Origin of the sequence: Aurantiacibacter sediminis (assembly GCF_016019885.1) — a bacterium.
Classification (GTDB): Bacteria; Pseudomonadota; Alphaproteobacteria; order Sphingomonadales; family Sphingomonadaceae; genus Alteraurantiacibacter; species Alteraurantiacibacter sediminis.
Genome location: NZ_JAEANY010000001.1, coordinates 1 through 21,836 on the forward strand (window position 1 = coordinate 1; position 21,836 = coordinate 21,836).

A 21,836-nucleotide genomic window follows, 5' to 3' on the forward strand; every position below is an offset into this window, starting at 1 on the left:
TGCGGATCTTGTCTTCAGCAAAGAAGTGCCGGCGGGTCTTGCGGCGGATGTCCTTTACCACCTGCTCGGCAGGCTTTTTGGAGCTTGAGGATTTGGGCCTCATCTTCGTTTCTTCGTCACTACGACGAAGCCCAAATCCTCCTTAAATCACAACCTCAAATCTGTGCCATAGGTGCTGACGGGGGACACACCGGTCGGCCAAGGTTCTCGCAGCGCCCGTTCACTGGCCCGGTCTTTCAACTCGGCTGATGGATTCGACCAGTGGCTTCGATCTATCCGCGTTCAATCATCTGGTAAGTGCGCCGATCGCTATCCGCACGAACGAGCCGCTCGAAATGACTAGCGAGGCAATCGAGACCCTCGATTTCGACTTCGACCGTTCCGATGGAGTGCCTCCCCGCAAGGTGCAATTCGAGGTAACTTCCAAAGGCGGCCCGATAAATGGCGTCCTTCAGTGGATGCGTATTTCACTCGACGGGGACTCAACTTACGACGTGCTGGAGGAGAATAAGGGAAAAGGCGCGTGGACTCCCCAATTCTTTCCCTGCAGCCCGCAGCTTTTCAGCGATCCAGGTGACATTGTGCAAATTTACTCGCTGCATGACGGCTTGAGGGTAAGCAGCTGGGCTCTGAGCGACACGTCGGCTTCCCGTTTATAAGTCGGGAGGCGTGCAAATTCTCCCGACCAATGCATGCGCCGTCGTGGGACTTTGTGCCCAGGGCGATGCCGAGCGCTTCCGCCTCAGCGATCACGCTACAAAGTTGGTAACAGAAGGACCCGGTTGGAAACGCTGGCGCAATTTCCGAAAGCGACCGATTTAAGGCACTTTGGCTCGATCAAAATTCGAGCCTAAGGAAAGTCGAAATCTGGATTTTGTTTGGGTTGTGCCATTTCTACGTTCGCAGGAGCGCACGAATTTCTGGGACATGCTTCTGTCTCGCCCCTCCCGTGGTAGGATCTCGTAGCGATGCGGTCACATGTTCTAGCTATGTAAGCGGCACCACTGCTTTTTTGCACAGCTGGTTCGCCTTCACCCCATCCGCACCGTTTTGCTCGCAAGCCTTGCGACATCGCGTTCGGAATGGCTGACAAGCATCATGGGTATCTCCAGCCTGTCCCTAAGCCGCTCAATAAGGGTTGAGAGCCGTTCAGCGCGCTCTGGATCCAGCGCGGCTAAAGGCTCGTCAAGCAAGAGAAAGTCGGGCGCGCTCAGCAGGGCGCGGGCGATGGCGACGCGCCGGACTTCGCCGCCTGAAAGCGTATCGGGCCAGCGAACCAGAAGGCCGTCGATATCGAGCAAACGGACCACTTCGGCCCGCGCAATGATCGGCTTTCGGCCTTTTGCCAATTTCTCCGCATAGTCGAGATTGGCGGCGACCCGGCGATGCGGAAACAGCCGGGCATCCTGAAAGGCATATCCCGCGTGCCGCTTTTCCGGCGGGATATCGATACCGCGCTCCGCATCGAACAAGACGCGTCCTGCAACGGAAATACTCCCGGATATCGGTCTTAGCAGGCCGGCGATGGCGTTGAGCACACTAGTTTTGCCGATGCCCGAGGCGCCCACGAGAGCAGTCAGTCTCGCGTCCGAGCTGATCCTACCGCTGATCTCGCGCTCACCCGGCTGCACGGTGATCTCGACCTCAAAGGACATGCGCGCGCCCTCCCTGTGCACGCCTGACCAGCCATTCCGATAGCACCAGCGCGCCGAGCGAGAGGATGATCGAAATGATCGCGAGCCGGGTGACGGCGTCCTCCCCACCCGGTGTTTGCAGGCCTGTATAGATGGCGAGCGGGAGGGTGCGCGTCTCACCAGCGATATTGGCCGCAAAAGTAATCGTCGCCCCGAATTCTCCCAGCGAGCGCGCGAAGCCAAGCATTGCGCCAGCGGCGATCCCAGGGATCGAGAGCGGCAAGGTAACTGTCAGAAATGCTTTCCACGACGAAGCGCCGAGCGTGCGGGCAGCGCCAACGAGCCGCCTGTCCACCGCCTCGATCGAAAGCCGCATCGCTCTCACCATCAATGGCAGCGCCATGACAGCTGCCGCCAATGCTGCGCCGGTCCAATTGAATACCAAGGTAATGCCAAAGTTCTCATATAGCCACGCGCCAATCTCTCCGCCGCGGCCGAACGCGATGAGCAGGAGCCAACCTGTTACGACCGGGGGCAGTACAAGCGGCAGATGGACGAGCGCATCGAGAACGATCATGCCGGGGAAGCGGCGCCGCGCGAGCAGCCATGCGAGCGCATATGCAATCGGCAGGCTCACCAGAACGGCCACAAAGCTCACCCGCAAGGACAGCATCACGATGGCCCATTCCGCGCTCGTCACGATGATGGCCCGTTCACGGGATCGCTAAACCCATAAGCCACGAGAATCGCAGCTGCCTCAGGCGATCGCAGGAAGTCAGAAAATCGCTTTGCGTCCGGATGGCTCGAGATCGCGGTCCGCGCGATAGGATAGGTGATCGGCAAATCCGGCGATGCCGGCCAAGTCGAAATGATTACGGCATCGGTCTTCCCCTCGCGCAAATCGCTGCCATAGACGAAAGCGAATTCGACTTCGCCGCGCTCCACCAATGCGAGCGCCGCGCGCACATTCTCTGTCGGCACGATGCGCGGCGCGATCTCGGCCCATTCGCCGGACCGGACCAGCACGGTGCGCGCATAGCGACCGGCAGGCACGCTTTCGGGATCGCCCAGCGCGATACGCGCATCCGGATCGTCCAGCGTGAGCTGCTGTGCCTCGCGTGTCGATGCGACAAGGACCAGACTATTCGACACCAGATCGGCGCGCGTCTGCGCTTGCAGCACATCGCGTTGTTCAAGCCAGTCCATCCATTGCGCATCGGCGGTAATCACGATGTCAGCCGGAGCGCCTTCTACCAGTTGGCGCGCGAGCGCGGGAGTGCCTGCGATGTTCAGCACGGGGCGAGAATTACCCTGTGCTTCCCAGCGAACCACAATGGCTGTCATCGCGTCCTGCATGCTGGCCGGTGCAAACACGACCGGGCCCGTCGCTTTAGAGGGCCCGCAGGCAGACAGCAGCGCCAACAGGCAGCACAGCGCCATAGCAGCGATGATGGGTGAACGCGTCATCAACCCTGCTGTAAGAGGAGGCTGATAAAGCGTCTAGCTGCCGCAAGACTTCAGGTGAGTTTCGTCGCTGCCTCGCGCTGGGCACGCATCTGGAATTCGCTTCGCGTGCGGATCGGAATGGTCAGCAAGCAGCGCACACCTGCCTCTTCGAAATCGAGTTGCACGGGATGGCGCAGCTCATGCGCGACGATCCGCTCGATCAGATCGGTGCCGAAGCCGCGCTTGCGCTTCATCTTTACCGGCGGTCCGCCGCGCTCGAGCCATTCGATCTCAAGCCGCTCTTCCGACACACGCTCCCAGTGGACCGAAACATTGCCGCCCGGCTGGCTCAGCGCGCCATATTTTGCGGCATTGGTTGCAAGCTCATGAACGGCCAAACCGAGAGACAACGCATCATTGGGAGCAAGCTCCACATCCGGCCCCTGCAGATCGACTTGGTGATCTGCGCTATGCGCGTAAGGCAACAATTCGGCATCGATTACGGCGCGCACTGGCGTTGCGCCCCAATCGGATTGGGTGAGCAAATCGTGCGTCGCTGAAAGCGCCCTAATCCGCCCGTCGAGCGCATCGGCAAAATCCTCGACATTATCCGCGCGGCGACGCGTCAGGGTGATGATGGAAAGAACATTGGCGAGCGTGTTCTTAACCCGATGATTGAGCTCACGCGTCAAGGAATTGCGAATACTCGCTTGTTCTTCAAACCAGCGCAGCGAAGCCTCATCCTCTTGCGCCTGCTGCGTCAAGATCCGCATCACCAGCAAGAGTAATCCACCGACAAGCAGCCCAAAAATCATTGTTGCCATGGAAAGCCCTGACAGCACCGGGCGCTGCCTCTCGCTGACGACAAGTGCGAAGGAGTTTTCGGCTATCGAAACATCCTGTTGCACGGTTCGCGCACGCGGCATTTCGCCTTCGAAAGTGCTCGCCATAAGAGAGCCTGAATGGGCATCGGGATCGTCCGAGTAAAGCTGGACTCCGTATACGCCTGCATCCTCCAGCTCGAGCGCGCTTTGCAGGAAATCCTGCGCGCTGAACGGGCTGTAGATAAACCCTTTCAGCCGGCGGCCGGATGGACCTGCCTCGAACACTGGCATGTAAATGAGAAATCCGGGCGCCTCTCCATTGCCCTCCTGTCGCAACACGACTTTTTCGGTCGCCACCGGCCGCGCACTTGCTTCGGCCTCTTGCATGGCGGCGCGGCGGTTCGGCTCTGAATACATGTCGAAGCCCAGCGCGCGGCGATTTCGCTCGGTATCGGGCTGCAGAAACGTCACCGGGACAGCAATCGATTGTGCGCCGTCAAAGACGGGATAAAGCTGCGTCGCGCCAAGTCCCTGTCCTGCCAAAAGAGCGTTGAAAGCTTCGACTTCGTCGGGTCTGACTGCCTGCGCCCAACCGATTCCTTCAGCCCCGCGATAGCCTGAATCCAGGCGCAATTCCGAAACGAAACGGCTGAATTCATCGGCCGGGACCTCATCCATGGTCGAAAGCAAAGCGGCGCCCGCGCGCAGATATGCACTGCTGGCATTGGAGCGGCGTTCCAATGCAGAGGAGATGGCCGTTGCGCGTGCATTGAGCTGCGCAGCGGCGCCCTCGGCCTCACCTCTTTCGATTGCGAACACGCTAAGAACCGTAATTGCAGCGATCAGGCCGAAAATGGCGAGCGGGAGCGCGCGCGGATAGCTTAAAAGCCACCGCTTCGTTCTGCTCCGCTTTTCAACCGTTTGCTGCACAAATATCCCTCAGGTGGTCGCCCCGTTCTGACCGGGCCGAGAAGAAACGTCCTGACCGGGGAACCAGAGGCGGGGCATTCCGTTCCATTTGCACGCAATATCGCTTGATGCGGGGTCACACGGACATTGGCAGTTCTGCCAGGTTGAAAATCAAGCGTCACACTACGGGAAGTAACGCAAACCTCATGGCACCACCCAAAGACGAAAAGAAGCTTGCTTCGTCGTCCGAAAAAGATGATGCTTCCAAGCAAATGGATCCGGAATGGACGTCCGGGCTCAAACGCTTTTATGACAGCGTTCTCGATGAACCGCTGCCGGATAGCTTCAATGATCTTCTCTCCAAGCTGGATGAGAATGACAACGGATGAGCGATAAGAAAAAAAAGCGCGAGCTGCCGAAACGCAGCGCGGACGATAAACGCGCGTTCAAACGCGAGCTGACCGAAGTGGTCCCGCACCTGCGTGCCTTTGCGCGCGGCCTGTGCGGCCGTGCGGATATGGCCGACGATCTCGTTCAGGAAGCCCTGCTCAAGGCTTGGGCTGCGCAAGAGCGTTTCGAGCCCGGCACATCCATGCGCGCATGGACATTCGTCATCCTTCGCAATGCCTATCTGACCGACATGCGCCGCAATCGTTTCCGCGGCGAATATGATGAAGGGGTGGCCGAGCGAATCCTGACTGCGCCTGCCGGCCAGGAAGAGCCGATCCATTTGTCCGATCTCCACCGCGCCTTGCTTACCCTGCCGCCCGAGCGGCGCGAGGCTCTGCTGCTGGTTGGTGCTGGCGGATTTTCTTACGAGGAAGCGGCCAATATCTGCGGCTGCGCTGTCGGCACGATCAAGAGCCGGGTTGGCCGCGCACGTGCTGCACTGTCGAGCATGATCCAGGATGGCGACATCCCCGATCGTTCGCTCGATGATCCAGGCGCGCATCGCGCCATTCTGGAAGAATTGGACGAAGTTGCTGCCGGTCGCGGGGAAACGGCTGCCATTACAAAATAGGTCGCACAGCCAAACCGCTGCGTATGCAAGGGATATCGAAGAAACCGATGGATGCCGAGGGGGATAGCAACGACACGGCGGACATAGGCGCGGCACGGCGGCGCACGCTGGCCTTTGCAGCGCAGGAACTGCGCCTGATTTCCGCGCTTGTCGTCCTTCTAGCCATTGGCCTGTTTTGCGCCCTGCCCTTCGTTTTGTCGATTGGTTCGGTGGTCTTCCTGCCGCTGGTAGCGGCTCTCATCCTCACAATCATCCTCTCTCCCCTTGCGGACAAGCTGGCGAGCTGGGGCATTCCCAATGTGTTGTCTTCGCTGCTGGCGTTGCTTGCATTCTTCGCCATTCTTGCGCTGGCACTCAGCGCCGTCTTCACGCCTGCCATTTCTTTATACGATCAAGTGCCGGCCATGTTCGATCAGGTTGAGGAGCATTTCAGCCAGTTGCGGATCACCTTTGCCTGGATCGGGCAATTGAATGATGAACTCGCTGCGCTGACAGGCGAAGAGGGCTCCCAAGTCGTCCTAGCCAGCCCCACCATGCTCGAACAGGCGGCGCTGGCTACACCTACGGTCCTCCTCGAAACGCTGCTGACTTTCCTTCTCGCTTTTTTCATGATTGAAGCGCGCGTCCGCATGCGTCGCCGCCTTTTGCTGGAGCGCCAGCATGTGGGCGCGAGCCTCAAAGCAGCACGGGCCATGCGCGAAGTGCAAGACAGGGTTGCGGCCTATATCCTGACGGTCGGCCTTATCAATTTCGGCCTCGGCGTGATCGTCGCGCTGGGCGCATGGGCTATCGGATTGGAAGCGCCGATCATGTGGGGCGGGCTTGCCGCGCTCCTCAATTTCGTTCCTTATATCGGTCCGCTGATCATGGTCGTCTTGCTGAGCCTGTTCGGCATCGGTTCGGCTGAATCGCTGTGGGTGGGCATGATCCCGGCCGCCGCCTATCTCGCGGTCAATACCATCGAGGCCAATATCGTTACCCCAAGCGTTCTGGGCGCACGCTTTACGATCAATCCGGTCGCAATCCTTCTGGCGCTTTCCTATTTCGGCTGGATCTGGGGCGTTGCCGGTGCGCTGCTTTCAGTGCCCATCCTGCTGACTTTGACGGCGCTAGTGGATCATTTGGGCAGGCCCAATTTTATCGGCTTCATTTTCGGCGAACCATTGTTCGCCACTAATGTCCTCGACATGCAGCCGGACGATTAACGAAAAAGGCGCGCTCCAGCCGGAACGCGCCTCATCAATTCTTTGTCTTACTGCGCCTGATTAGGATTCAGGATAAGACCATGTGGATCCGCGAGCGAGGTTTTCGGCTGCAAAATCCCAATTCAGGTGATTGTCCACCACCGCATCGAGATAGCTTGGACGCGCGTTCTGGTGATCGAGGTAGTAGGCGTGCTCCCACAAATCGATCACAAGCAGCGGATTATAGTCGCTGTCGACCAGCGTATCGGCATCATGCGTATCTACGACTTCGAGCTTGCCGTCCTTTTCTGCGAGCCATGCCCAGCCGCTGGCAAAGTGGCCGGCGCCCTTGCTTTTCAGCTTGTCCTTCAGATCATTGAGCGAGCCGAAGCTTTCATCGATCTTGTCGGCAAGATCTCCGGACGGTCCGGACGTACTCGGCGTCAGCGAGTGCCAGTAGAAGCCGTGGTTCCAGACCTGCGCTGAATTGTTGAAGAGTCCCTGATCGGAATTGCGCGAGGTGGAAATGATTTCCGCCAGCGACTTGTCGGCGTGGGCCGTGCCTTCGATCGCATCGTTGGTCTTGCTCACATAGGCGTTGTGGTGCTTGCCATGGTGGTAGCTGAAGGTTTCAGCAGAGATCGCAGGCGAAATTGCTTCGCTGTCATAGGGAAGCGGCATGAGGGTGAAAGCCATATTGGTCGATCCTTCTTGGTTTCGTGGAATTGTCGGTTGCCTTTGCAACGCATGAAAGCCTTGCGAGTTGCATAAAGGCCGAGAATTCTCGAACCGCCGCCAATGCGCCGCTTCGCGCGTGACATTCCATGAGCAAATCGGCATTGCTCTTCGCAAGCAAAGACAAGGCAATTCAAGGGTTACGCATGGGACGCACTTTTTTCGGCACCGACGGCATCCGCGGCCGCGCCAATGGCAAAAAACTGAATGCCAGCATCGCGATGAAAGTCGGGCAAGCCGCAGGTCGCCACTTCCAGCGGGGCGATCACAAGCACAGGGTGGTGATCGGGAAGGATACGCGCCTTTCCGGCTATATGATGGAAAACGCGCTGGTCGCAGGCTTCACCAGCGTCGGCATGGATGTGATCATGACCGGGCCCTTGCCGACCCCGGCGGTCGCCATGCTGACCCGCGAAATGCGCGCCGATCTGGGTGTGATGATCAGCGCCAGCCACAACGCTTATCCCGACAACGGCATCAAACTGTTCGGCCCCGATGGCTTCAAGCTTTCGGACGATGATGAGGAAGCGATCGAAGCGGCGATGTCGGCTGAGCCGGTGCTGGCAGAAGGCGATGCGATCGGCCGCGCAAGGCGGATCGAGGACGCGCGCGGTCGCTACATCCACGCGGTGAAGCGCGCCCTGCCTGCTGACCTGCGACTGGACGGGCTCAAGATCGTGGTCGATTGCGCGCATGGTGCGGCGTACAATGTCGCGCCGACGGCTATCTGGGAACTCGGCGCAGAAGTCATTGCCATGGGCGTCACCCCCAATGGCACCAACATAAATGATGGCGTGGGCTCCACTCATCTCGATGCTATCAAAGCGAAAGTCGTTGAGGAAGGCGCGGATATCGGGATTGCTCTCGATGGCGATGCGGACCGGCTGATCGTGATCGACGAGAAGGGTGAGAAGGTCGACGGCGACCAGATCATGGGCCTGATCGGCAGTCGCTGGAAGCTGAAAGGCTTACTTAAAGGAGATGGGATCGTCGCCACCGTCATGTCGAATCTCGGCCTTGAGCGTTTTCTCAATAGCCAGGGGTTGGAGCTTGTGCGTGCCAAGGTTGGCGATCGCTACGTGCTCGAAGAGATGAAGAAGCGCGGCTTCAACGTCGGCGGTGAGCAATCAGGGCATATGATCCTGCTCGACCATGCGACCACCGGCGATGGCACGATTGCTGCAATGCAGGTGCTCGCGGCGATGATCCGCACCGGCAAGCCTGCAAGCGAGTTGTTGCACCAGTTCGATCCCGTTCCGCAACTGCTGACCAATGTGGAATATGAGAACGACAACCCGCTGGATGATGCCAGCGTCAAACAGGCGATTGCCGATGGCGAGGCCGACCTTGGCGAAAGCGGCCGGGTAGTCATTCGCGCATCGGGCACCGAGCCGCTGATCCGCGTCATGGCCGAAGGCGATGACGAAGAGCAGGTGCACCGCGTGGTCGGCAGCATTTGCGATGCGGTGAAAAAGGCCGTCTAGTCCATGCCAGAGATGCGCCCTGACTGCGAACGCTGCGGCACTGATACACCCGCCGATTTGCCCGGTGCCTTCATCTGCAGCTTTGAATGCACCTTTTGTGCAGATTGCGCCGATGCGCTCGACGATGCCTGCCCAAATTGCGGTGGCGAGTTGACGGACCGCCCGACCCGCCATGGGGAAGCGCTGGCGAAACATCCGGCGAGCACCGAGCGCAGGTTCAAAGGCTAACCTGACATGGCCACTCGCCCTCCCCGCATTCTCGCCATTGCCGGATCGGACAGTTCGGGCGGCGCGGGAATTCAGGCGGACATCAAAACCATCACTATGCTCGGCGGTTATGCAATGACCGCGATCACTGCACTGACTGCTCAGAACAGTCGCGGGGTGCGGGCGGTGGAGTCTTGCGATCCCGATTTCGTCGCCGCGCAGATGGATGCGTGTATGGAGGATATCGGCGTCGATGCGGTGAAGATCGGCATGCTCGGCAGTGCGGATATTGCGGAGGTTGTGGCAGACCGGCTGGAGGACCTGCCCTGCCCGATTGTCTTCGATCCGGTGATGGTCGCCACCAGCGGCAGCGTGCTGGCTGACGAGGCGACGGTGGAAGTCTTCGAATGGCTGATGGATCTGGCGACACTGACCACGCCCAACGTGCCCGAACTCGAAGCGCTCGGCGGCGCGGCGGGCATGGCGAAACGCGGTGTCACCTATCTCGCCACGGGTGGCGATGCCGATGGACCGATGGTCGAAGACCGTCTCGTGCGGCCCGACACGGACGATGTGGTGTGGAGCGAGGCGCGCATCGTTACCAAGCACACCCACGGCACTGGTTGCACTCTTTCGAGCGCAATTGCGACCAATCTCGCCAAAGGCCTGCCGCTAGAGGAAGCAGTCGCGCAAAGCCGCCGCTTCGTGCGCGAGGCTCTGATGAATGCGCCGGGTTTCGGCCAGGGGAATGGCCCGCTGGGACATCAGGCGGTTCGGTAGACTTATGTTTGCTGGAATAATTGGCCGTGGAGGTGCACCGGTGCCTGCGCAAAAAGCCTTGGAGCAGACTTTACTCGCCAGACTCCAGCCCCGCCGACCGGCTGATTTAAGCTGGACCTGGCGCAATCAAGGCGCCTTGCTGGTCCAGGCACTGCACCGCAATCTGCCTAATGATCCAAAAGGCAATCGACCTTTCAAATGCCCCGATAGTGGCAGAGTTATTATCGGTTGGATTCGACTGGATAATGGATGTGAACTGCGGACGCGTCTGAATTGCCGCGAAGATCTCCCAGACGCGGAAATTGTCTTGATGGCCTTCGGTGAATGGGGCGATCGCGCATGCGCTTTTTTGCGCGGCGATTTCGCATTCCTCATTTACGATCCGGAGACGAGGATGGCGTTGTGCGCGCGCGACCCATTTGGCGTGCGGCCATTCTATTGGTATGCTGACCAGAACCGCGTTGTCGTATCGAGCACTGCAGCGATCTTTCCCTCGCTCGATCTTAACAACGTGGGTCCGGACGACCGATGGATCGGCGAGTTTTTGATCGGCTATCAGGCGGATGTTCGCAGGAGCGCCTTTACCAATGTTCACAGGCTCGCGCCCGGGCATATGCTCAGCCTCAATGGGGACGGGGAAATTCGAGAGACGCGGTCTCAAAGATTTGAAGACAACGCACCGTTCTCAAAACGACCAAGTAAAGAGGCGGTTGATCGTTACCGCGCAGAATTTACAAATGCCGTCGCGATGCGATGTCGTAGCGCGTATGACATTGGCTCTGAAAATTCAGGGGGTCTCGATTCATCAACGATCACTGCCAGCGCAATATCCGCGCTGAGCAAAAGCGAGCGCGAAGTGTGTGGATTTGGCTTTGCAATCGCGGAGCATGAAAAGCGATTGATCGACGAAAATACACGGCATTGCGGTCTGCAACACAGCATCGTCTACGATGCCATGGCGGATCATACCGATGAACTGTCTAGACTGACAATCGAGTGCCTTGGCTACCCATCGGAGCATGCCAATGCTCAGATGCATTGGGACTTTTATCGAGAATGCGAACGGCGGGAGATACGCACGCTTCTCTCCGGGTTTGGTGGCGATGAGATTGTCACTTCACAAGCATTCCGATTAAACCGTGAATTATGGTCGAAACGCGCATTTATCCCGCTCCTTCGCAACATCAGCTCGCCGCGAGCTGATATCCTCCCTCAGCTTCGCGAACTGACGAGATGGCTGCGAGGGTCGGAGCCGATCGCGCCGCAACTACAACGACTGTTTGAATGGCGGTGGAGTCATTCGGTCCTCGCCAGACACTGGCGAGAGGATGCTGCGCTCAGGGAGTTGAATGAAAGCAGAGCACATTCGGATGTGAGCGATACGGTGAATGGCCAAATCCTCAATTATGGAATGAGGCCCTATGTTCAAAGCCGCCTGGAAGGGTGCAGTCTTATCGCTCAGGCATTTGGCGTCGAGTATCGGTGGCCGCTCCTGGATCAGCAACTGGTGCAGACTTACCTCGACACACCATCGATCGAAAAAAGCACTGGCCTCACCGGACGCTGGCTGCATCGCAGAGCGACAAAGGGACTAGTTCCGGATTCGATCAACCAGCAACGCAGCAAGTCGATGGGATCTGTGCCCTTGCAAGCCATTCCAAGCTATGGGCGCTCCCTTGGTGCATTCATGGAAAAACTAAACCCTGCGACCTTCGACCATGTCGATCGAACCCGGCTGGTCAATCTGGAAAGAGCGCGCTCCTCGGCTCCGCAAAATCAGGAAAGAAGGTTTACGCGCTTTTACATCGACACCCTCAATCGCGTCGCACAGCTCTCACACTGGCTTGACTTCAATCAGAATTAAGACGAGCCTTCGCAGTATGTTTCCAGCCGGGGCGAGAAACCCAAAAAAGACAAGGATCCGACAGTGAAGAACAAGAATAACAACACAGTCGCGGGTGTGAAAAAGACGTACGTAACGCCTTCAATCAAAGATCTGGACAACGCAAAGATCGAAACCGGCCCAGTTTCTTTCACGCAAGAGATCGGGATTTACTATACTAGGTCATCCTGACGCCCTGATAGGCGCGGTTCATCGCTCCAAATCGTAAAACGACGCGATCGCGTCCCAGCCTTCGTCTGCGGTTTCGCACCAGGTGATGAGGTCGAGATCTTTCTTCGAGATCGTGCCCTCTTCGGCGATCGCTTCAAAATTGACGACGCGGGTCCAGAAGTCCTTGCCGAACAGCAAGATCGGGATCGGCTTCATCTTCCCGGTTTGCACCAGCGTCAGCAGCTCGAAGAATTCATCGAATGTGCCAAAGCCGCCGGGGAACACGGCCACCGCCCGCGCGCGCATCAAAAAATGCATTTTGCGCAGCGCGAAGTAGTGGAAATTGAGCGAAAGATAGGGCGTCACATAGGTGTTGGGCGCTTGTTCGTGCGGCAGGATGATATTGAGGCCGATGCTTTCCGCCCCCGCCTCGCTCGCACCGCGATTGGCCGCTTCCATAATTGACGGGCCGCCGCCGGAGCACACAACGAATTGGCGCTTGCCGTCCTCGATGATCGCTTTCTCGCCCGATATCTTCGCAAGATCATGGGCGACCTGATAATATTTCGCTTTCTCCGCTAGCCGTTGCGCGACGGTTTGTTCAAATTCGCTGCTATCCTTCGCCGCCTCGATCTTGGCCTCCGCCTCTTCAGGCGATGGAATGCGCGCCGAGCCGTACATGACCAGCGTGGAGCCTACGCCTGCCTCTTCAAGCAGCATTTCGGGTTTCAGCAATTCCAGCTGGAAGCGCACCGGACGTAGCTCTTCGCGCAGCAGGAAATCCGTATCGCGGAAAGCAAGTTTGTAAGCCGGATGCCGCGTTTGCGGCGTCGATTGCGGGATAGAGTCGGCAAATCCGGCTTCACTATCCGCGTGGTAAAATTTGTGATCTTTCAAGTCGCGCGACTTCTTTTCGTCATCCTTGCTCACGCAATACTCCTTTTCGGACAGAGCTCTGCCCTAGTGACGGCTATCCGAGTTGGAAAGTCTCGAGATGGGAAGATCCGCAGCGAAGCATTGGCCCTAGCAAAGGACGTTTCTCCGATAAGGCCTGATTGCCAGAATTGTCAGGAAGCTGGATGCCCCGCAAGGATTCGAACCTTGATTGACGGAGTCAGAGTCCGCTCTCTTACCGTTAGAGGACGGGGCAACGCTTAGAGCGCGGGCCTCTAGAACGCGCGCCGGATTCGGTCAAGCCTCGGCGATTAACCCGCAGGCGTCCAAGTGACTTCACGGCAGAACAGCGTCACGCAACCTTCGACACGCAGTGTGCCATTGCTGCCTGGACGGACGACCGCACGGTACGTGCCGCCGTCTTCCGGGTTGTAGACCTGCCCGCGCCACGCACCGTCATCCCAGCGCAAATTCTGCAGCACTTCGATGCCAAGGATGGGGCGATCGCGCAGGGCTGGATTGTCATTATGCACATCGCGATTGGGCTCACCCGGCTTGCGGCGCACTATCCGGGTGATTTCCCCGCAGCGCGCGTTGCCGCACGGGCCGACTGTGATTTGGACATAGCCGCCCTGGTCGAGATACACGCCGTCAATACTGCGCTGAGCAGAAGCGGTGCTCGGCATGACCGCGATAGCGGCGGCGGCAGAGATGGCAGTGGCGATGGCTGATTTGATCATGGTAGGACTACGCTTAGCGACTGCGAAAGTGCCCTAGGATGAACAGCTTGCCCCGCCGAGCACGCAAAAGCGTGCGCAGTGCGGGTGATTGAGCGGGACATCGCGGTGGGCTTCTTCCACGGTAGTGCCAAGATCAAATTCGCTATCATATGGCAACAGCGTGCAGGCGACGACGCGCGCTTCCGGCTCACCCTTGCGGTGGACGACCATGCGCTGGCTGGCGCACATTATATCGTCCGGGCTCTTGCCCAAGATGCTCCAGCAATCGGTGGTAATCTCCGGCACGTCGGCACTGGCATCCATTTCCGGAAACAGGACCAGCCGCGCCGGATCGGCGGTGTTCACGGTGATCCCTTCACGCTCGAACAGCAGGCGATAGGCATTGCGCGCCTGTTCCTGCGTTTCACCCGCCAGACTGCGCCCGGCAGCCGCGACGGAAAAGCAGTTGCCAGAGAGCCATTTGAGCCCGTCGATCATCGGCTGCCAGCTGCGGGGGCCACGCTCCGCCTCATGCACCTTTTGCGTATGATGATCGATCGAAACGCGAATGGTCATTTTGTCGCCATAGGCCTCGCGCAGGCGCAGCAGTTCGGCCTCATGCCGACGCATCGGCTTCATCGCATTGGAGAGGACCAGCACGTCATGCCCACGGCTGAGCGCATCCTCCGCCATGGCGATGATTTCAGGATTCATGAACGGCTCGCCGCCCGTAAAGCCGATTTCGCGGACGCCGCGCGGCGCGATTTCATCAAGGAATCGCGCAACTTCCTCAGCGGTGAGATAGACCAACGCATCATTGGTCGGGCTGCTTTCGATGTAGCAATTGGCGCAGGCGAGATTGCACAGCGTGCCTGTGGCAAACCAAAGCGTATCGAGCTGGTTGAGCCTTACAGAAGCGCGCGCCTCACCTTTTGCAGTCCAATGCGGATCACTGAATTTCTCGCGCGAAATTGCCTCCGCGCGGACGGCGAAGGGCGATGCGCCAGCTGGGACGCTGCGGGTTTTTGCGCGACTTGCCATCAGAACATCCGGCGGATTTTGGCGAGGAAAGCAACCCAGCGTTTGGGCCATGCGCCGAATACCGTCGGCTCCCAAGCGGCAAAGGTGGCGGCTTTCGTGATTTCGGACCGTGTGGGGTAGGAAATGATCGCCCCGCCCATATCGAATGTGCCGGATTTGCCGGTGATCATCTGAGTGAAGGGAAGCAGCAGCTCGCCTGCGTTCACGCCGCAAATGCTCGCGCCGACGACTTTCTTGCCTTTCAGCATGACTTTGAGATGCCCTTTGGTCAGGCCCTCGGCAATCGCGCGCTCATTGTGGTCGAAGCCTTCGGTGACGACTGTCAGCTTGTCTCCCAGCTTCTCACGTGCCTCCTGTTCGGTCATGCCGATCTGCGCGACTTCGGGCTCGGTATAGGTGCACCAGGGCAGCGCTTTGAAATCGGCTTTGGCGGGCAGGCCAAGCGCGATTTCGAGCACGACGTTGGAACCTTCGTAGCCCGACACATGCGTTAGCCGTGGCCCCTCGCGGCAATCGCCGATGGCATAGATATGCTTGAGGTTTGTCCGACGACGCTGGTCCACCTTGATGCCGTTCTTGCCGAGTGCGATGCCCAGCTCTTCCAGCCCGTAGCCTTCAGTGCGCGCCTTGCGTCCCACCGCGATCAGCAAATGGCTGCCGCTCACGTCCTCGCCGCCATCGGTGGTGACAGTGATGGCGCCCTCGCCGCTCGTGACCTTCGCCGCCTTCCCTTGCACGAAACGGACGCCTTCGTCCTCCATCACCGATTTGACGATGGCCGCGCTGTCGCGATCATCGCGTCCGAGCACATTGCCTGGCTCGATCACGGTAACCTCGCTGCCCAGACGGCGGAAACTTTGCGCCATTTCCATGCCGATCACCCCTCCGCCGATAATGACGAGATGGTCCGGCTGCGCGGTCAGATCGAACAGATTTTCATTGGTGAGATAGGGCACGCCATCCAGCCCCGGAATCGGCGGAACCAGCGGCCCGCTGCCCGTGGCGATAACGATGCGCGGCGCGGTAAGCTTGCGCCCGCCGACAGTGACCTCTTTCGGGCCGGTGATCTTGGCCCAATCCTGAATGACTTCGCAGCCCATTTCCTCGAACCGTTCTACGCTGTCATGCGGCTCGATATGGGCGATGGCATCGTGGACGTGCTTGTGGACGCCGGACCAATCGACCACCGGCGCAGCGAGTTGCACGCCGGCGCGCTTTTCCTCTCGCGCCTCGGCAGCGCGGCGGGCCGAGGCGATCAGTGCCTTTGATGGCACACAGCCATTGTTCAGGCATTCGCCGCCCATCTTGTGGCCTTCTATCAGCGCGGCCTTTAGGCCGAATAGCGCGCAGCCGCCTGCTGCGGTAAGCCCCGCAGCACCGCCGCCGATCACGATAACATCATGTGTGTAATTCATATGCCCCCTTGGGTAACGCAAACAGGCTGGGAAACGAAACGCTTCCTGCTATGGCCCTTCATTCGCTGACACGAGGCAAAGAGTTTCATGAATCTGGAAAATTCGCAGGATTATTACGGCAAGGTTCTGGGCGGATCATCCGATCTGCGCACCGATGCATGCTGCACTTTCGAAATGCCGTCAGACGCAGTGCAGCGTGCGCTCAAAAATGTGCATGAAGAGGTGAAGGCGCGCTATTACGGCTGCGGCCTCGTCGTCCCGCAAGCGCTGGATGGTTGCCGCGTTCTGGACCTGGGATCGGGCAGCGGACAGGACGCTTATCTGCTCGCGCAATTGGTGGGCGAGAATGGCCACGTGACAGGTGTCGATGCGACACCTGAACAGCTTGCCGTCGCGCGCGAATACCAGAATTGGCACGCACTCGAATTCGGTTATGACAATGTCGACTTCATCGAAGGCGATATCGAGAAGCTGGGCGAGCTGGGCCTCGAAGAAGGTAGCTTCGATGTCATCGTGTCCAATTGCGTGATCAACCTCGTTGCCGACAAGGAAGCGGTATTCCTCGCCGCGCATCGCCTGCTGAAGCCGGGCGGTGAGTTGTATTTTTCCGACGTTTACGCAGACCGCCGCGTACCCCAGCACCTGCTCAGCGACCCCGTGTTACATGGCGAGTGCCTGTCCGGCGCGCTGTATTGGGGTGATTTTGACAGGCTCGCCAAAGCAGCCGGTTTCGCCGATCCGCGCCTCGTCACTGATCGCCCGCTCGGCATCAATGACCGCGAAGTGAAAGCCAAGCTCGACGGGATCAATTTCGTTTCCGCCACCTATCGCCTGTTCAAGCTCGATGGGCTGGAGCCGCAATGCGAGGATTACGGACAGGCCGTACGCTACAAGGGCTCGCTCGAAGGCCATCCGCGCGTCTTCGAACTGGATGCACACCATGCCATCGAAGCGGGCCGGACTTTTCCGATCTGCGGGAATAGCTGGCTGATGCTGGCCGACACGCGTTTTGCCGAGCATTTCGAATTCATCGGCGACTTCTCTCGGCATTATGGCGTCTTCCCCGGCTGCGGCACCGATGCGCCGTTTGGCCAAACCTCATCTGACGCTGCCGCTGCTGGCGCTGCCTGTTGCTGAAAATTCTCGTCACTGGTGCCGCCGGCCTGATCGGTGGTGAAGTCTGCGCGCGTCTTGTCGAGAAGGGCCACGCAGTCACCGGCATGGTGCGCCGCAATCCCGAAATTCGCGGCAATGATGGCGCGCTGGTGGAAGGGATCGAAACCGTCAGCGGCGATGTGACCTTACCAATGATGGGTCTCGATCCCGCTCGCCATGATGTCGTCATACACTGCGCTGCCAGCCTCGAATTCGATGCGCCGGAGGAGGAACTTCGCGCGATCAATATCGAGGGTACGAAGAACGCGCTCGCCTATGCGAAGGCGGCAGGCGCGGCTTTCCTGCATGTCAGCACCGCCTATGTCTGCGGGCAGCAGGGCGGTGTGATCACGGAAGGCCGGGTGCCCGAGGGCCGCACATTCACCAATCGCTACGAAGCGAGCAAAGCGGCAGCAGAAGCGGTCGTCGCGGAGAGCAGCCTGCCCTTCGCGGTGGCGCGCCCCTCCATCGTGCTGGGCCATAGCGAGACAGGCATAATCCGCGACTTCCCGTCACTCTGCAATGTCTTCCGCCTGATGGCGCGCGGCAAGGTCACGCAGTTTCCCTGTGTGCAGGGATCCACGTTGGACCTCGTCCCGATCGACCATGTGGCCGAAGGTATTGCGCGTATTGCCGAGCGGATGGAGCAGGCCGACGGTGGCTATTTTCACCTCGTAGCCGAGAGCCCTCTTCTGGCGGCAGAATTGGCGCATGGTGTTGCGCGGGTGGACCATTTCCCGGATCCTGAAGTCGTCGCGCCCGAAGATTACGACCCCACGCAATTGCGCCCTGCCGAGCAGATGCTTGCGGGCCGGATGATCGGCACCTTCGGCCCCTATTTCACCCGCGATCCGCAATTTGACGACACAGAATTTCGCGCGCTGACCGGGCTGGAGTGCGGAGTGACGGATGCTGCGTGGCTGGACCGGCTTATCGCTTACGGGATTGAGGCTGGTTACCTGCCAGCGGCTTAGCGGACATCGGGATAATACCGCTCCAGCCGCTTCTTCGCGCCGAGCCCCCATAAAAAGCCGACTTTCAGGTAAATCCAGTTCGCTTTGAATGAGCCCCATTCGGCGATGCGGCGGTCTGACGTTTCAACGCGGTCTGCAATCATTTTGACCCGGCCAAAGCGCGTCATGCGGATGCACAAATCGGCCTCTTCCATCACTTTCGCCTCCGGATCGCAGCCGCCGCAGTCGAGAAATTGCGCGCGGCGGAAAAACATGGCGTGATCGCCGAACAGCAGGCGGCATCCGCGCACGAAAAGATGCGGGCGGAACAGGAGCGGCGCGTACCAGGTCTTCGCCCAATTGTGCAGCGTGGTGCCCCAGCGGGTCTTGTCCGGCCCGCGCAGGATCGGTCTGAAGCCCGCGAGGCTGATGCGTTCATCTGCCAGGGTCTCTTCAATTGCGGCGATGAAATGCATCGGGGGCACGGTATCGGCGTGCAGCACGACGACATACTCGCCCGCCGCTGCCTCGACGCCGGCATTGATCTGTCGACCCCGCCCTGCTTCCGTTTCGATCACCCGCCAGCCCTGTGCCTGCGCCAGCTCGACTGATCGATCCGTGCTGCCACCGTCCACCGCGACCACTTCCATCGGTTGCGGATCGAGTTTTGCCAGATGCTCTGCCAGCCGTGGCAGGGCGCGCTCTTCATTGAGCATGGGGATGACGATTGTCGTCCGGCTCACGCAGTCAATTCCGGCCATGCGGCAAGGTCTTCGGGCCGATCACAATCGTCGAGTTCGGTAAGCTTCGCGTAAGCGATGTTATGAGCAACCAATCGCGCCTCGGTCTCTGCGAGCACGGCGTCAGTCCCCCACGCCATGTCCTGCCACAGGAATGGGAGTTTCCGCTGAAAGCCGAGCAAATAATAACCGCCATCGCTCGCCGGACCGATCACTGCGTCATTGGTTTCCAAAGCCGCCACCGCATCGCAAAGATGCTGCGCGGTGAGGCCCGGAATATCCGCGCCAAGCAGGATCGCAGGGGCGGGCACACGGGAGAGCCGAGCACCCAGATCGCCCTCGCCCTGCTCGACGAGCGTCACATCATCGCCCAGCCAATCCGCAAAATCGCGGCCCATTGCGCCGGTGGTCCAGACGGCGAACGGCAGGCCGCTTTCCCTGATCGTAGCCAGCGTCCGCTCGACCAGCCGCCGATGAAGCGCCGCCGCGCCGTCCTCTCCCAGAGCCGGGATCAGCCGCGTCTTCGCCCTCCCCGCATGCGGGTATTTCGCGAACAGGGCGATGGTAGGAAGCGCGTCAGCCATAGTCTCCCCTACCGCCTCTCGACTGCGCTGGCGAGCCGCCCTGTGCCCCAACTTGGCAAGAGGCCCCGCTTCGTCTAGCCTGTGATCAGGTTCCGCTCAGATGTGGCGGGTATTGGAATTTGGAAAGTACGTATCTCATGGCGGATTATACTCCGCCGGATGGACGCGAGAAGGCCCCGAACGAGGCGAAAAACCAAAAAGGTTATCGCCCAAAAGCACAAAAAGGCCCGCAGCGCGCTCCCGGCGATAAAAAAGCTAAGAGCCAGCCGAACACAGGCAACGGGTCACCGCAATGGCGGCGTCCTCCCCACAAATCCTACAAGCAGGCCTATGCCGCGATCGACCTCGGCACCAACAATTGTCGCCTGCTGATTGCGCGCCCTTCGGATGAAAATTTCGTCGTGATCGACGCGTTCAGCCGCGTCGTCCGGCTGGGTGAGGGATTGGCGCAGACCGGGCGGCTATCCGATCACGCCATGGACCGCGCATTGGGTGCTCTGAAAATCTGCGCCGACAAATTGCGCAAACGCAATGTCCACCTCGCTCGCTCGGTCGCTACCGAAGCCTGCCGCCGGGCAAGCAATGGCGAAGCATTTATCGAGCGCGTGCGGCGCGAGACAGGCATCGTGCTGGATATCATCAGCGCGCAGGAAGAAGCGCGGCTGGCGGTGCTGGGCTGCCATATCCTGCTGGAAGACGGTGTCGGGCCGGCGATCATTTTCGATATCGGCGGCGGATCGACCGAGCTGGTGCTGATCGAGCCGGGCGCGCCGGTCCCCCGCATTCTGGACTGGCAAAGCGTGCCGTGGGGCGTTGTCTCGCTCACCGAAACAGTCGGCCATGAAAGCGGTTCTCGTGAAGATCGGCTGGCCCGCTATGCCAAGATGAAGCAGCTGGTGACCGATAGCTTTGCCGAGTTCTCGGAGCGGATTAGGCAGCATAGCGCGCCGGACCAGCGCCTGCTCGGAACCAGCGGCACGGTGACAACGCTGGCGAGCGTGCATCTGGGCCTGCCACATTATGACCGCAGCCAGGTCGACGGGCTGATCGTGCCGACCGACAGTATGCGCGATATCTCTCAGGATCTCGCTGCCATGTCTCCCGGCGAGCGATCCGAACTGGATTGCATCGGCCATGAGCGAGCGGAACTCGTGGTGGCGGGATGCGCAATTCTCGAAGCAATTCTCGACATTTGGCCAGCCCCGCGCCTTGGCGTTGCAGACCGCGGCATTCGCGAAGGCATCTTGCGCAGCTTGATGACGGCGGACGCGGAAGGGCAACAGACTCAAGCCGCCATGCGGCGCGACAAATCTGCAGGAGCAAACGGCTGATGGCGCGCGCAGGACAGGATTCGCAGCGGCGGCTGAAAACCGCAAAGAAGCGCAAGGCTAGTAGCCAGCGCTGGCTCGAGCGGCAATTGAATGACCCTTATGTCAAAAAGGCCAAGGACGAGGGCTGGCGCAGCCGCGCGGCTTTCAAGCTGATCGAGCTCGATGACCGCTTTGGCCTTGTCAAAGGCGCGACCCGCGTGATCGATCTCGGCATTGCACCGGGCGGCTGGAGCCAGGTCGTGCGAAAGCGCGCGCCCAAAGCGGCGGTGGTTGGCATTGACTATCTCGAGACCGAGCCGATCGACGGTGTGACCATCCTGCAGATGGATTTTATGGACGATAAAGCGCCCGCCGCGCTAGAAGAGGCGCTGGGCGGCCCGGCTGACCTCGTGCTGTCAGACATGGCAGCCAATACCGTCGGCCACAAGCAGACAGATCACCTTCGCACCATGGCGCTGGTCGAAGCCGCCGCATGGTTTGCGGTCGAGAACCTTGTCGAAGGTGGCGCTTTCGTGGCCAAAGGCTTTGCCGGCGGAACGGACAAGGAATTGCTCGACTTGCTGAAAAAGCATTTCAAGACGGTCAAACATGCCAAGCCGCCTGCCAGCCGCAAGGGTTCGAGCGAATGGTATGTGGTGGCGCAGGGCTTCAAGAAGACCGGGTAACCGCGTCTGCGGCGCAAACAAAAAGCCCCGGCGCTTGGCCGGGGCTTTTGCGTTTCACTGGA

Annotated in this window: 23 protein-coding genes and 1 tRNA gene; 12 read left to right on the top strand and 12 right to left on the bottom strand. The window is 59.6% G+C overall.

Features of this window, described 5'->3' with window-relative positions:
• The first annotated feature begins 248 nt into the window (after positions 1–248).
• A complete protein-coding gene (locus tag I5L03_RS00005) occupies positions 249–659 on the top strand; it encodes a hypothetical protein (protein ID WP_197919612.1) in 411 nt (136 codons plus the stop codon).
• 372 nt (positions 660–1,031) lie between these two features.
• Here the strand turns inward: I5L03_RS00005 and I5L03_RS00010 are convergent, their stop codons facing one another.
• From I5L03_RS00010 to I5L03_RS00025, 4 genes are read right to left on the bottom strand one after another with little or no spacing between them, the layout of a single operon-like run.
• Positions 1,032–1,655: an ATP-binding cassette domain-containing protein gene (locus I5L03_RS00010; protein ID WP_197919613.1), complete on the bottom strand. Its 624-nt coding sequence runs from the start codon at positions 1,653–1,655 to the stop codon at positions 1,032–1,034.
• Positions 1,645–2,307, bottom strand: coding sequence for a molybdate ABC transporter permease subunit (modB, locus tag I5L03_RS00015; protein ID WP_199803183.1), 663 nt, complete (start codon positions 2,305–2,307; stop codon positions 1,645–1,647). Before modB ends, I5L03_RS00010 begins: the two co-directional genes overlap by 11 nt.
• Before the next feature lie 23 nt (positions 2,308–2,330).
• The gene (gene modA, locus I5L03_RS00020) at positions 2,331–3,101 is read right to left on the bottom strand and encodes a molybdate ABC transporter substrate-binding protein (RefSeq protein WP_197919614.1); all 771 of its coding nucleotides are present in this window, start codon (positions 3,099–3,101) and stop codon (positions 2,331–2,333) included.
• Positions 3,102–3,151: 50 nt separating this feature from the next.
• Positions 3,152–4,723 (bottom strand): CHASE domain-containing protein, encoded by a 1,572-nt coding sequence (locus tag I5L03_RS00025; RefSeq protein WP_325099990.1) that lies wholly within the window; start codon positions 4,721–4,723, stop codon positions 3,152–3,154.
• 296 nt (positions 4,724–5,019) lie between these two features.
• On the opposite strand from I5L03_RS00025, the gene I5L03_RS00030 reads away from it, so the two are divergent.
• Genes I5L03_RS00030 through I5L03_RS00040 form a run of 3 tightly spaced genes read left to right on the top strand, consistent with a single transcriptional unit; the run spans position 5,020 to position 7,039 of the window.
• Entirely contained in the window at positions 5,020–5,202 is a 183-nt protein-coding gene (locus tag I5L03_RS00030) for a NepR family anti-sigma factor (RefSeq protein WP_197919616.1), read from the top strand.
• Positions 5,199–5,834, top strand: coding sequence for a sigma-70 family RNA polymerase sigma factor (locus tag I5L03_RS00035; RefSeq protein ID WP_197919617.1), 636 nt, complete (start codon positions 5,199–5,201; stop codon positions 5,832–5,834). Before I5L03_RS00030 ends, I5L03_RS00035 begins: the two co-directional genes overlap by 4 nt.
• A gap of 23 nt (positions 5,835–5,857) precedes the next feature.
• Positions 5,858–7,039: an AI-2E family transporter gene (locus I5L03_RS00040; RefSeq protein WP_234034964.1), complete on the top strand. Its 1,182-nt coding sequence runs from the start codon at positions 5,858–5,860 to the stop codon at positions 7,037–7,039.
• Between the two features lie 60 nt (positions 7,040–7,099).
• Here the strand turns inward: I5L03_RS00040 and I5L03_RS00045 are convergent, their stop codons facing one another.
• Positions 7,100–7,714, bottom strand: coding sequence for a superoxide dismutase (locus I5L03_RS00045; protein WP_197919618.1), 615 nt, complete (start codon positions 7,712–7,714; stop codon positions 7,100–7,102).
• Between the two features lie 185 nt (positions 7,715–7,899).
• Between I5L03_RS00045 and glmM the strand changes: the two genes are divergently transcribed.
• Genes glmM through I5L03_RS00065 form a run of 4 tightly spaced genes read left to right on the top strand, consistent with a single transcriptional unit; the run spans position 7,900 to position 12,088 of the window.
• A complete protein-coding gene (gene glmM, locus I5L03_RS00050) occupies positions 7,900–9,237 on the top strand; it encodes a phosphoglucosamine mutase (RefSeq protein ID WP_197919619.1) in 1,338 nt (445 codons plus the stop codon).
• Between the two features lie 3 nt (positions 9,238–9,240).
• On the top strand, positions 9,241–9,465 hold the full coding sequence (locus tag I5L03_RS00055) for a DUF1272 domain-containing protein (RefSeq protein ID WP_197919620.1): 225 nt from the start codon (positions 9,241–9,243) through the stop codon (positions 9,463–9,465).
• A 6-nt stretch (positions 9,466–9,471) separates the two neighbouring features.
• The gene (gene thiD, locus I5L03_RS00060; RefSeq protein ID WP_197919621.1) at positions 9,472–10,224 is read left to right on the top strand and encodes a bifunctional hydroxymethylpyrimidine kinase/phosphomethylpyrimidine kinase; all 753 of its coding nucleotides are present in this window, start codon (positions 9,472–9,474) and stop codon (positions 10,222–10,224) included.
• Positions 10,193–12,088 carry an asparagine synthetase B family protein gene (locus tag I5L03_RS00065; protein WP_234034965.1) on the top strand — a complete coding sequence of 632 codons (1,896 nt, stop codon included), beginning with the start codon at positions 10,193–10,195 and terminating at the stop codon, positions 12,086–12,088. Before thiD ends, I5L03_RS00065 begins: the two co-directional genes overlap by 32 nt.
• Positions 12,089–12,316: 228 nt before the next feature.
• Here I5L03_RS00065 and I5L03_RS00070 read toward each other — a convergent pair whose 3' ends face one another.
• The 5 genes from I5L03_RS00070 to I5L03_RS00090 all read right to left on the bottom strand — a co-directional run bounded on the left by I5L03_RS00070 (position 12,317) and on the right by I5L03_RS00090 (position 16,346).
• A complete protein-coding gene (locus I5L03_RS00070) occupies positions 12,317–13,207 on the bottom strand; it encodes an LOG family protein (protein WP_197919623.1) in 891 nt (296 codons plus the stop codon).
• Between the two features lie 146 nt (positions 13,208–13,353).
• Positions 13,354–13,427, bottom strand: a tRNA-Gln gene (locus I5L03_RS00075).
• A 55-nt stretch (positions 13,428–13,482) separates the two neighbouring features.
• A complete protein-coding gene (locus I5L03_RS00080; RefSeq protein ID WP_197919624.1) occupies positions 13,483–13,911 on the bottom strand; it encodes a DUF2147 domain-containing protein in 429 nt (142 codons plus the stop codon).
• A 33-nt stretch (positions 13,912–13,944) separates the two neighbouring features.
• Positions 13,945–14,931 (bottom strand): radical SAM protein, encoded by a 987-nt coding sequence (locus tag I5L03_RS00085; protein WP_197919625.1) that lies wholly within the window; start codon positions 14,929–14,931, stop codon positions 13,945–13,947.
• Positions 14,931–16,346 (bottom strand): dihydrolipoyl dehydrogenase family protein, encoded by a 1,416-nt coding sequence (locus tag I5L03_RS00090; protein ID WP_197919626.1) that lies wholly within the window; start codon positions 16,344–16,346, stop codon positions 14,931–14,933. The genes I5L03_RS00085 and I5L03_RS00090 overlap by 1 nt, the downstream gene beginning before the upstream one ends.
• Before the next feature lie 87 nt (positions 16,347–16,433).
• On the opposite strand from I5L03_RS00090, the gene I5L03_RS00095 reads away from it, so the two are divergent.
• Together I5L03_RS00095 and I5L03_RS00100 are read left to right on the top strand one after the other, a co-directional pair.
• Positions 16,434–17,483 (top strand): methyltransferase domain-containing protein, encoded by a 1,050-nt coding sequence (locus I5L03_RS00095; RefSeq protein ID WP_197919627.1) that lies wholly within the window; start codon positions 16,434–16,436, stop codon positions 17,481–17,483.
• On the top strand, positions 17,477–18,475 hold the full coding sequence (locus I5L03_RS00100; protein WP_197919628.1) for an SDR family oxidoreductase: 999 nt from the start codon (positions 17,477–17,479) through the stop codon (positions 18,473–18,475). Before I5L03_RS00095 ends, I5L03_RS00100 begins: the two co-directional genes overlap by 7 nt.
• Here I5L03_RS00100 and I5L03_RS00105 read toward each other — a convergent pair.
• Positions 18,472–19,197: a glycosyltransferase gene (locus tag I5L03_RS00105; RefSeq protein WP_325099991.1), complete on the bottom strand. Its 726-nt coding sequence runs from the start codon at positions 19,195–19,197 to the stop codon at positions 18,472–18,474. The two genes, I5L03_RS00100 and I5L03_RS00105, sit on opposite strands and share 4 nt — an antisense overlap.
• Positions 19,194–19,778 (bottom strand): TIGR04282 family arsenosugar biosynthesis glycosyltransferase, encoded by a 585-nt coding sequence (locus tag I5L03_RS00110; RefSeq protein WP_197919630.1) that lies wholly within the window; start codon positions 19,776–19,778, stop codon positions 19,194–19,196. Before I5L03_RS00110 ends, I5L03_RS00105 begins: the two co-directional genes overlap by 4 nt.
• Positions 19,779–19,915: 137 nt before the next feature.
• Here I5L03_RS00110 and I5L03_RS00115 point away from each other — a divergent pair, with 137 nt between their 5' ends.
• A complete protein-coding gene (locus tag I5L03_RS00115) occupies positions 19,916–21,109 on the top strand; it encodes a Ppx/GppA phosphatase family protein (RefSeq protein ID WP_197919631.1) in 1,194 nt (397 codons plus the stop codon).
• Positions 21,109–21,774 (top strand): RlmE family RNA methyltransferase, encoded by a 666-nt coding sequence (locus I5L03_RS00120; protein ID WP_197919632.1) that lies wholly within the window; start codon positions 21,109–21,111, stop codon positions 21,772–21,774. Before I5L03_RS00115 ends, I5L03_RS00120 begins: the two co-directional genes overlap by 1 nt.
• Positions 21,775–21,836 lie beyond the last annotated feature (62 nt).

Excerpts from the sequence above, each read along its gene's own strand:
- I5L03_RS00005 (WP_197919612.1), top strand. The coding sequence starts at position 249 with ATGGATTCGACCAGTGGCTTCGATCTATCCGCGTTCAATCATCTGGTA.
- I5L03_RS00010 (WP_197919613.1), bottom strand. The coding sequence starts at position 1,655 with ATGTCCTTTGAGGTCGAGATCACCGTGCAGCCGGGTGAGCGCGAGATC.
- modB (WP_199803183.1), bottom strand. The coding sequence starts at position 2,307 with ATGCTGTCCTTGCGGGTGAGCTTTGTGGCCGTTCTGGTGAGCCTGCCG.
- modA (WP_197919614.1), bottom strand. The coding sequence starts at position 3,101 with ATGACGCGTTCACCCATCATCGCTGCTATGGCGCTGTGCTGCCTGTTG.
- I5L03_RS00030 (WP_197919616.1), top strand. The coding sequence starts at position 5,020 with ATGGCACCACCCAAAGACGAAAAGAAGCTTGCTTCGTCGTCCGAAAAA.
- I5L03_RS00035 (WP_197919617.1), top strand. The coding sequence starts at position 5,199 with ATGAGCGATAAGAAAAAAAAGCGCGAGCTGCCGAAACGCAGCGCGGAC.
- I5L03_RS00040 (WP_234034964.1), top strand. The coding sequence starts at position 5,858 with ATGCAAGGGATATCGAAGAAACCGATGGATGCCGAGGGGGATAGCAAC.
- I5L03_RS00045 (WP_197919618.1), bottom strand. The coding sequence starts at position 7,714 with ATGGCTTTCACCCTCATGCCGCTTCCCTATGACAGCGAAGCAATTTCG.
- glmM (WP_197919619.1), top strand. The coding sequence starts at position 7,900 with ATGGGACGCACTTTTTTCGGCACCGACGGCATCCGCGGCCGCGCCAAT.
- I5L03_RS00055 (WP_197919620.1), top strand. The coding sequence starts at position 9,241 with ATGCCAGAGATGCGCCCTGACTGCGAACGCTGCGGCACTGATACACCC.
- thiD (WP_197919621.1), top strand. The coding sequence starts at position 9,472 with ATGGCCACTCGCCCTCCCCGCATTCTCGCCATTGCCGGATCGGACAGT.
- I5L03_RS00065 (WP_234034965.1), top strand. The coding sequence starts at position 10,193 with ATGGCCCGCTGGGACATCAGGCGGTTCGGTAGACTTATGTTTGCTGGA.
- I5L03_RS00080 (WP_197919624.1), bottom strand. The coding sequence starts at position 13,911 with ATGATCAAATCAGCCATCGCCACTGCCATCTCTGCCGCCGCCGCTATC.
- I5L03_RS00085 (WP_197919625.1), bottom strand. The coding sequence starts at position 14,931 with ATGGCAAGTCGCGCAAAAACCCGCAGCGTCCCAGCTGGCGCATCGCCC.
- I5L03_RS00090 (WP_197919626.1), bottom strand. The coding sequence starts at position 16,346 with ATGAATTACACACATGATGTTATCGTGATCGGCGGCGGTGCTGCGGGG.
- I5L03_RS00095 (WP_197919627.1), top strand. The coding sequence starts at position 16,434 with ATGAATCTGGAAAATTCGCAGGATTATTACGGCAAGGTTCTGGGCGGA.
- I5L03_RS00110 (WP_197919630.1), bottom strand. The coding sequence starts at position 19,778 with ATGGCTGACGCGCTTCCTACCATCGCCCTGTTCGCGAAATACCCGCAT.
- I5L03_RS00115 (WP_197919631.1), top strand. The coding sequence starts at position 19,916 with ATGGCGGATTATACTCCGCCGGATGGACGCGAGAAGGCCCCGAACGAG.
- I5L03_RS00120 (WP_197919632.1), top strand. The coding sequence starts at position 21,109 with ATGGCGCGCGCAGGACAGGATTCGCAGCGGCGGCTGAAAACCGCAAAG.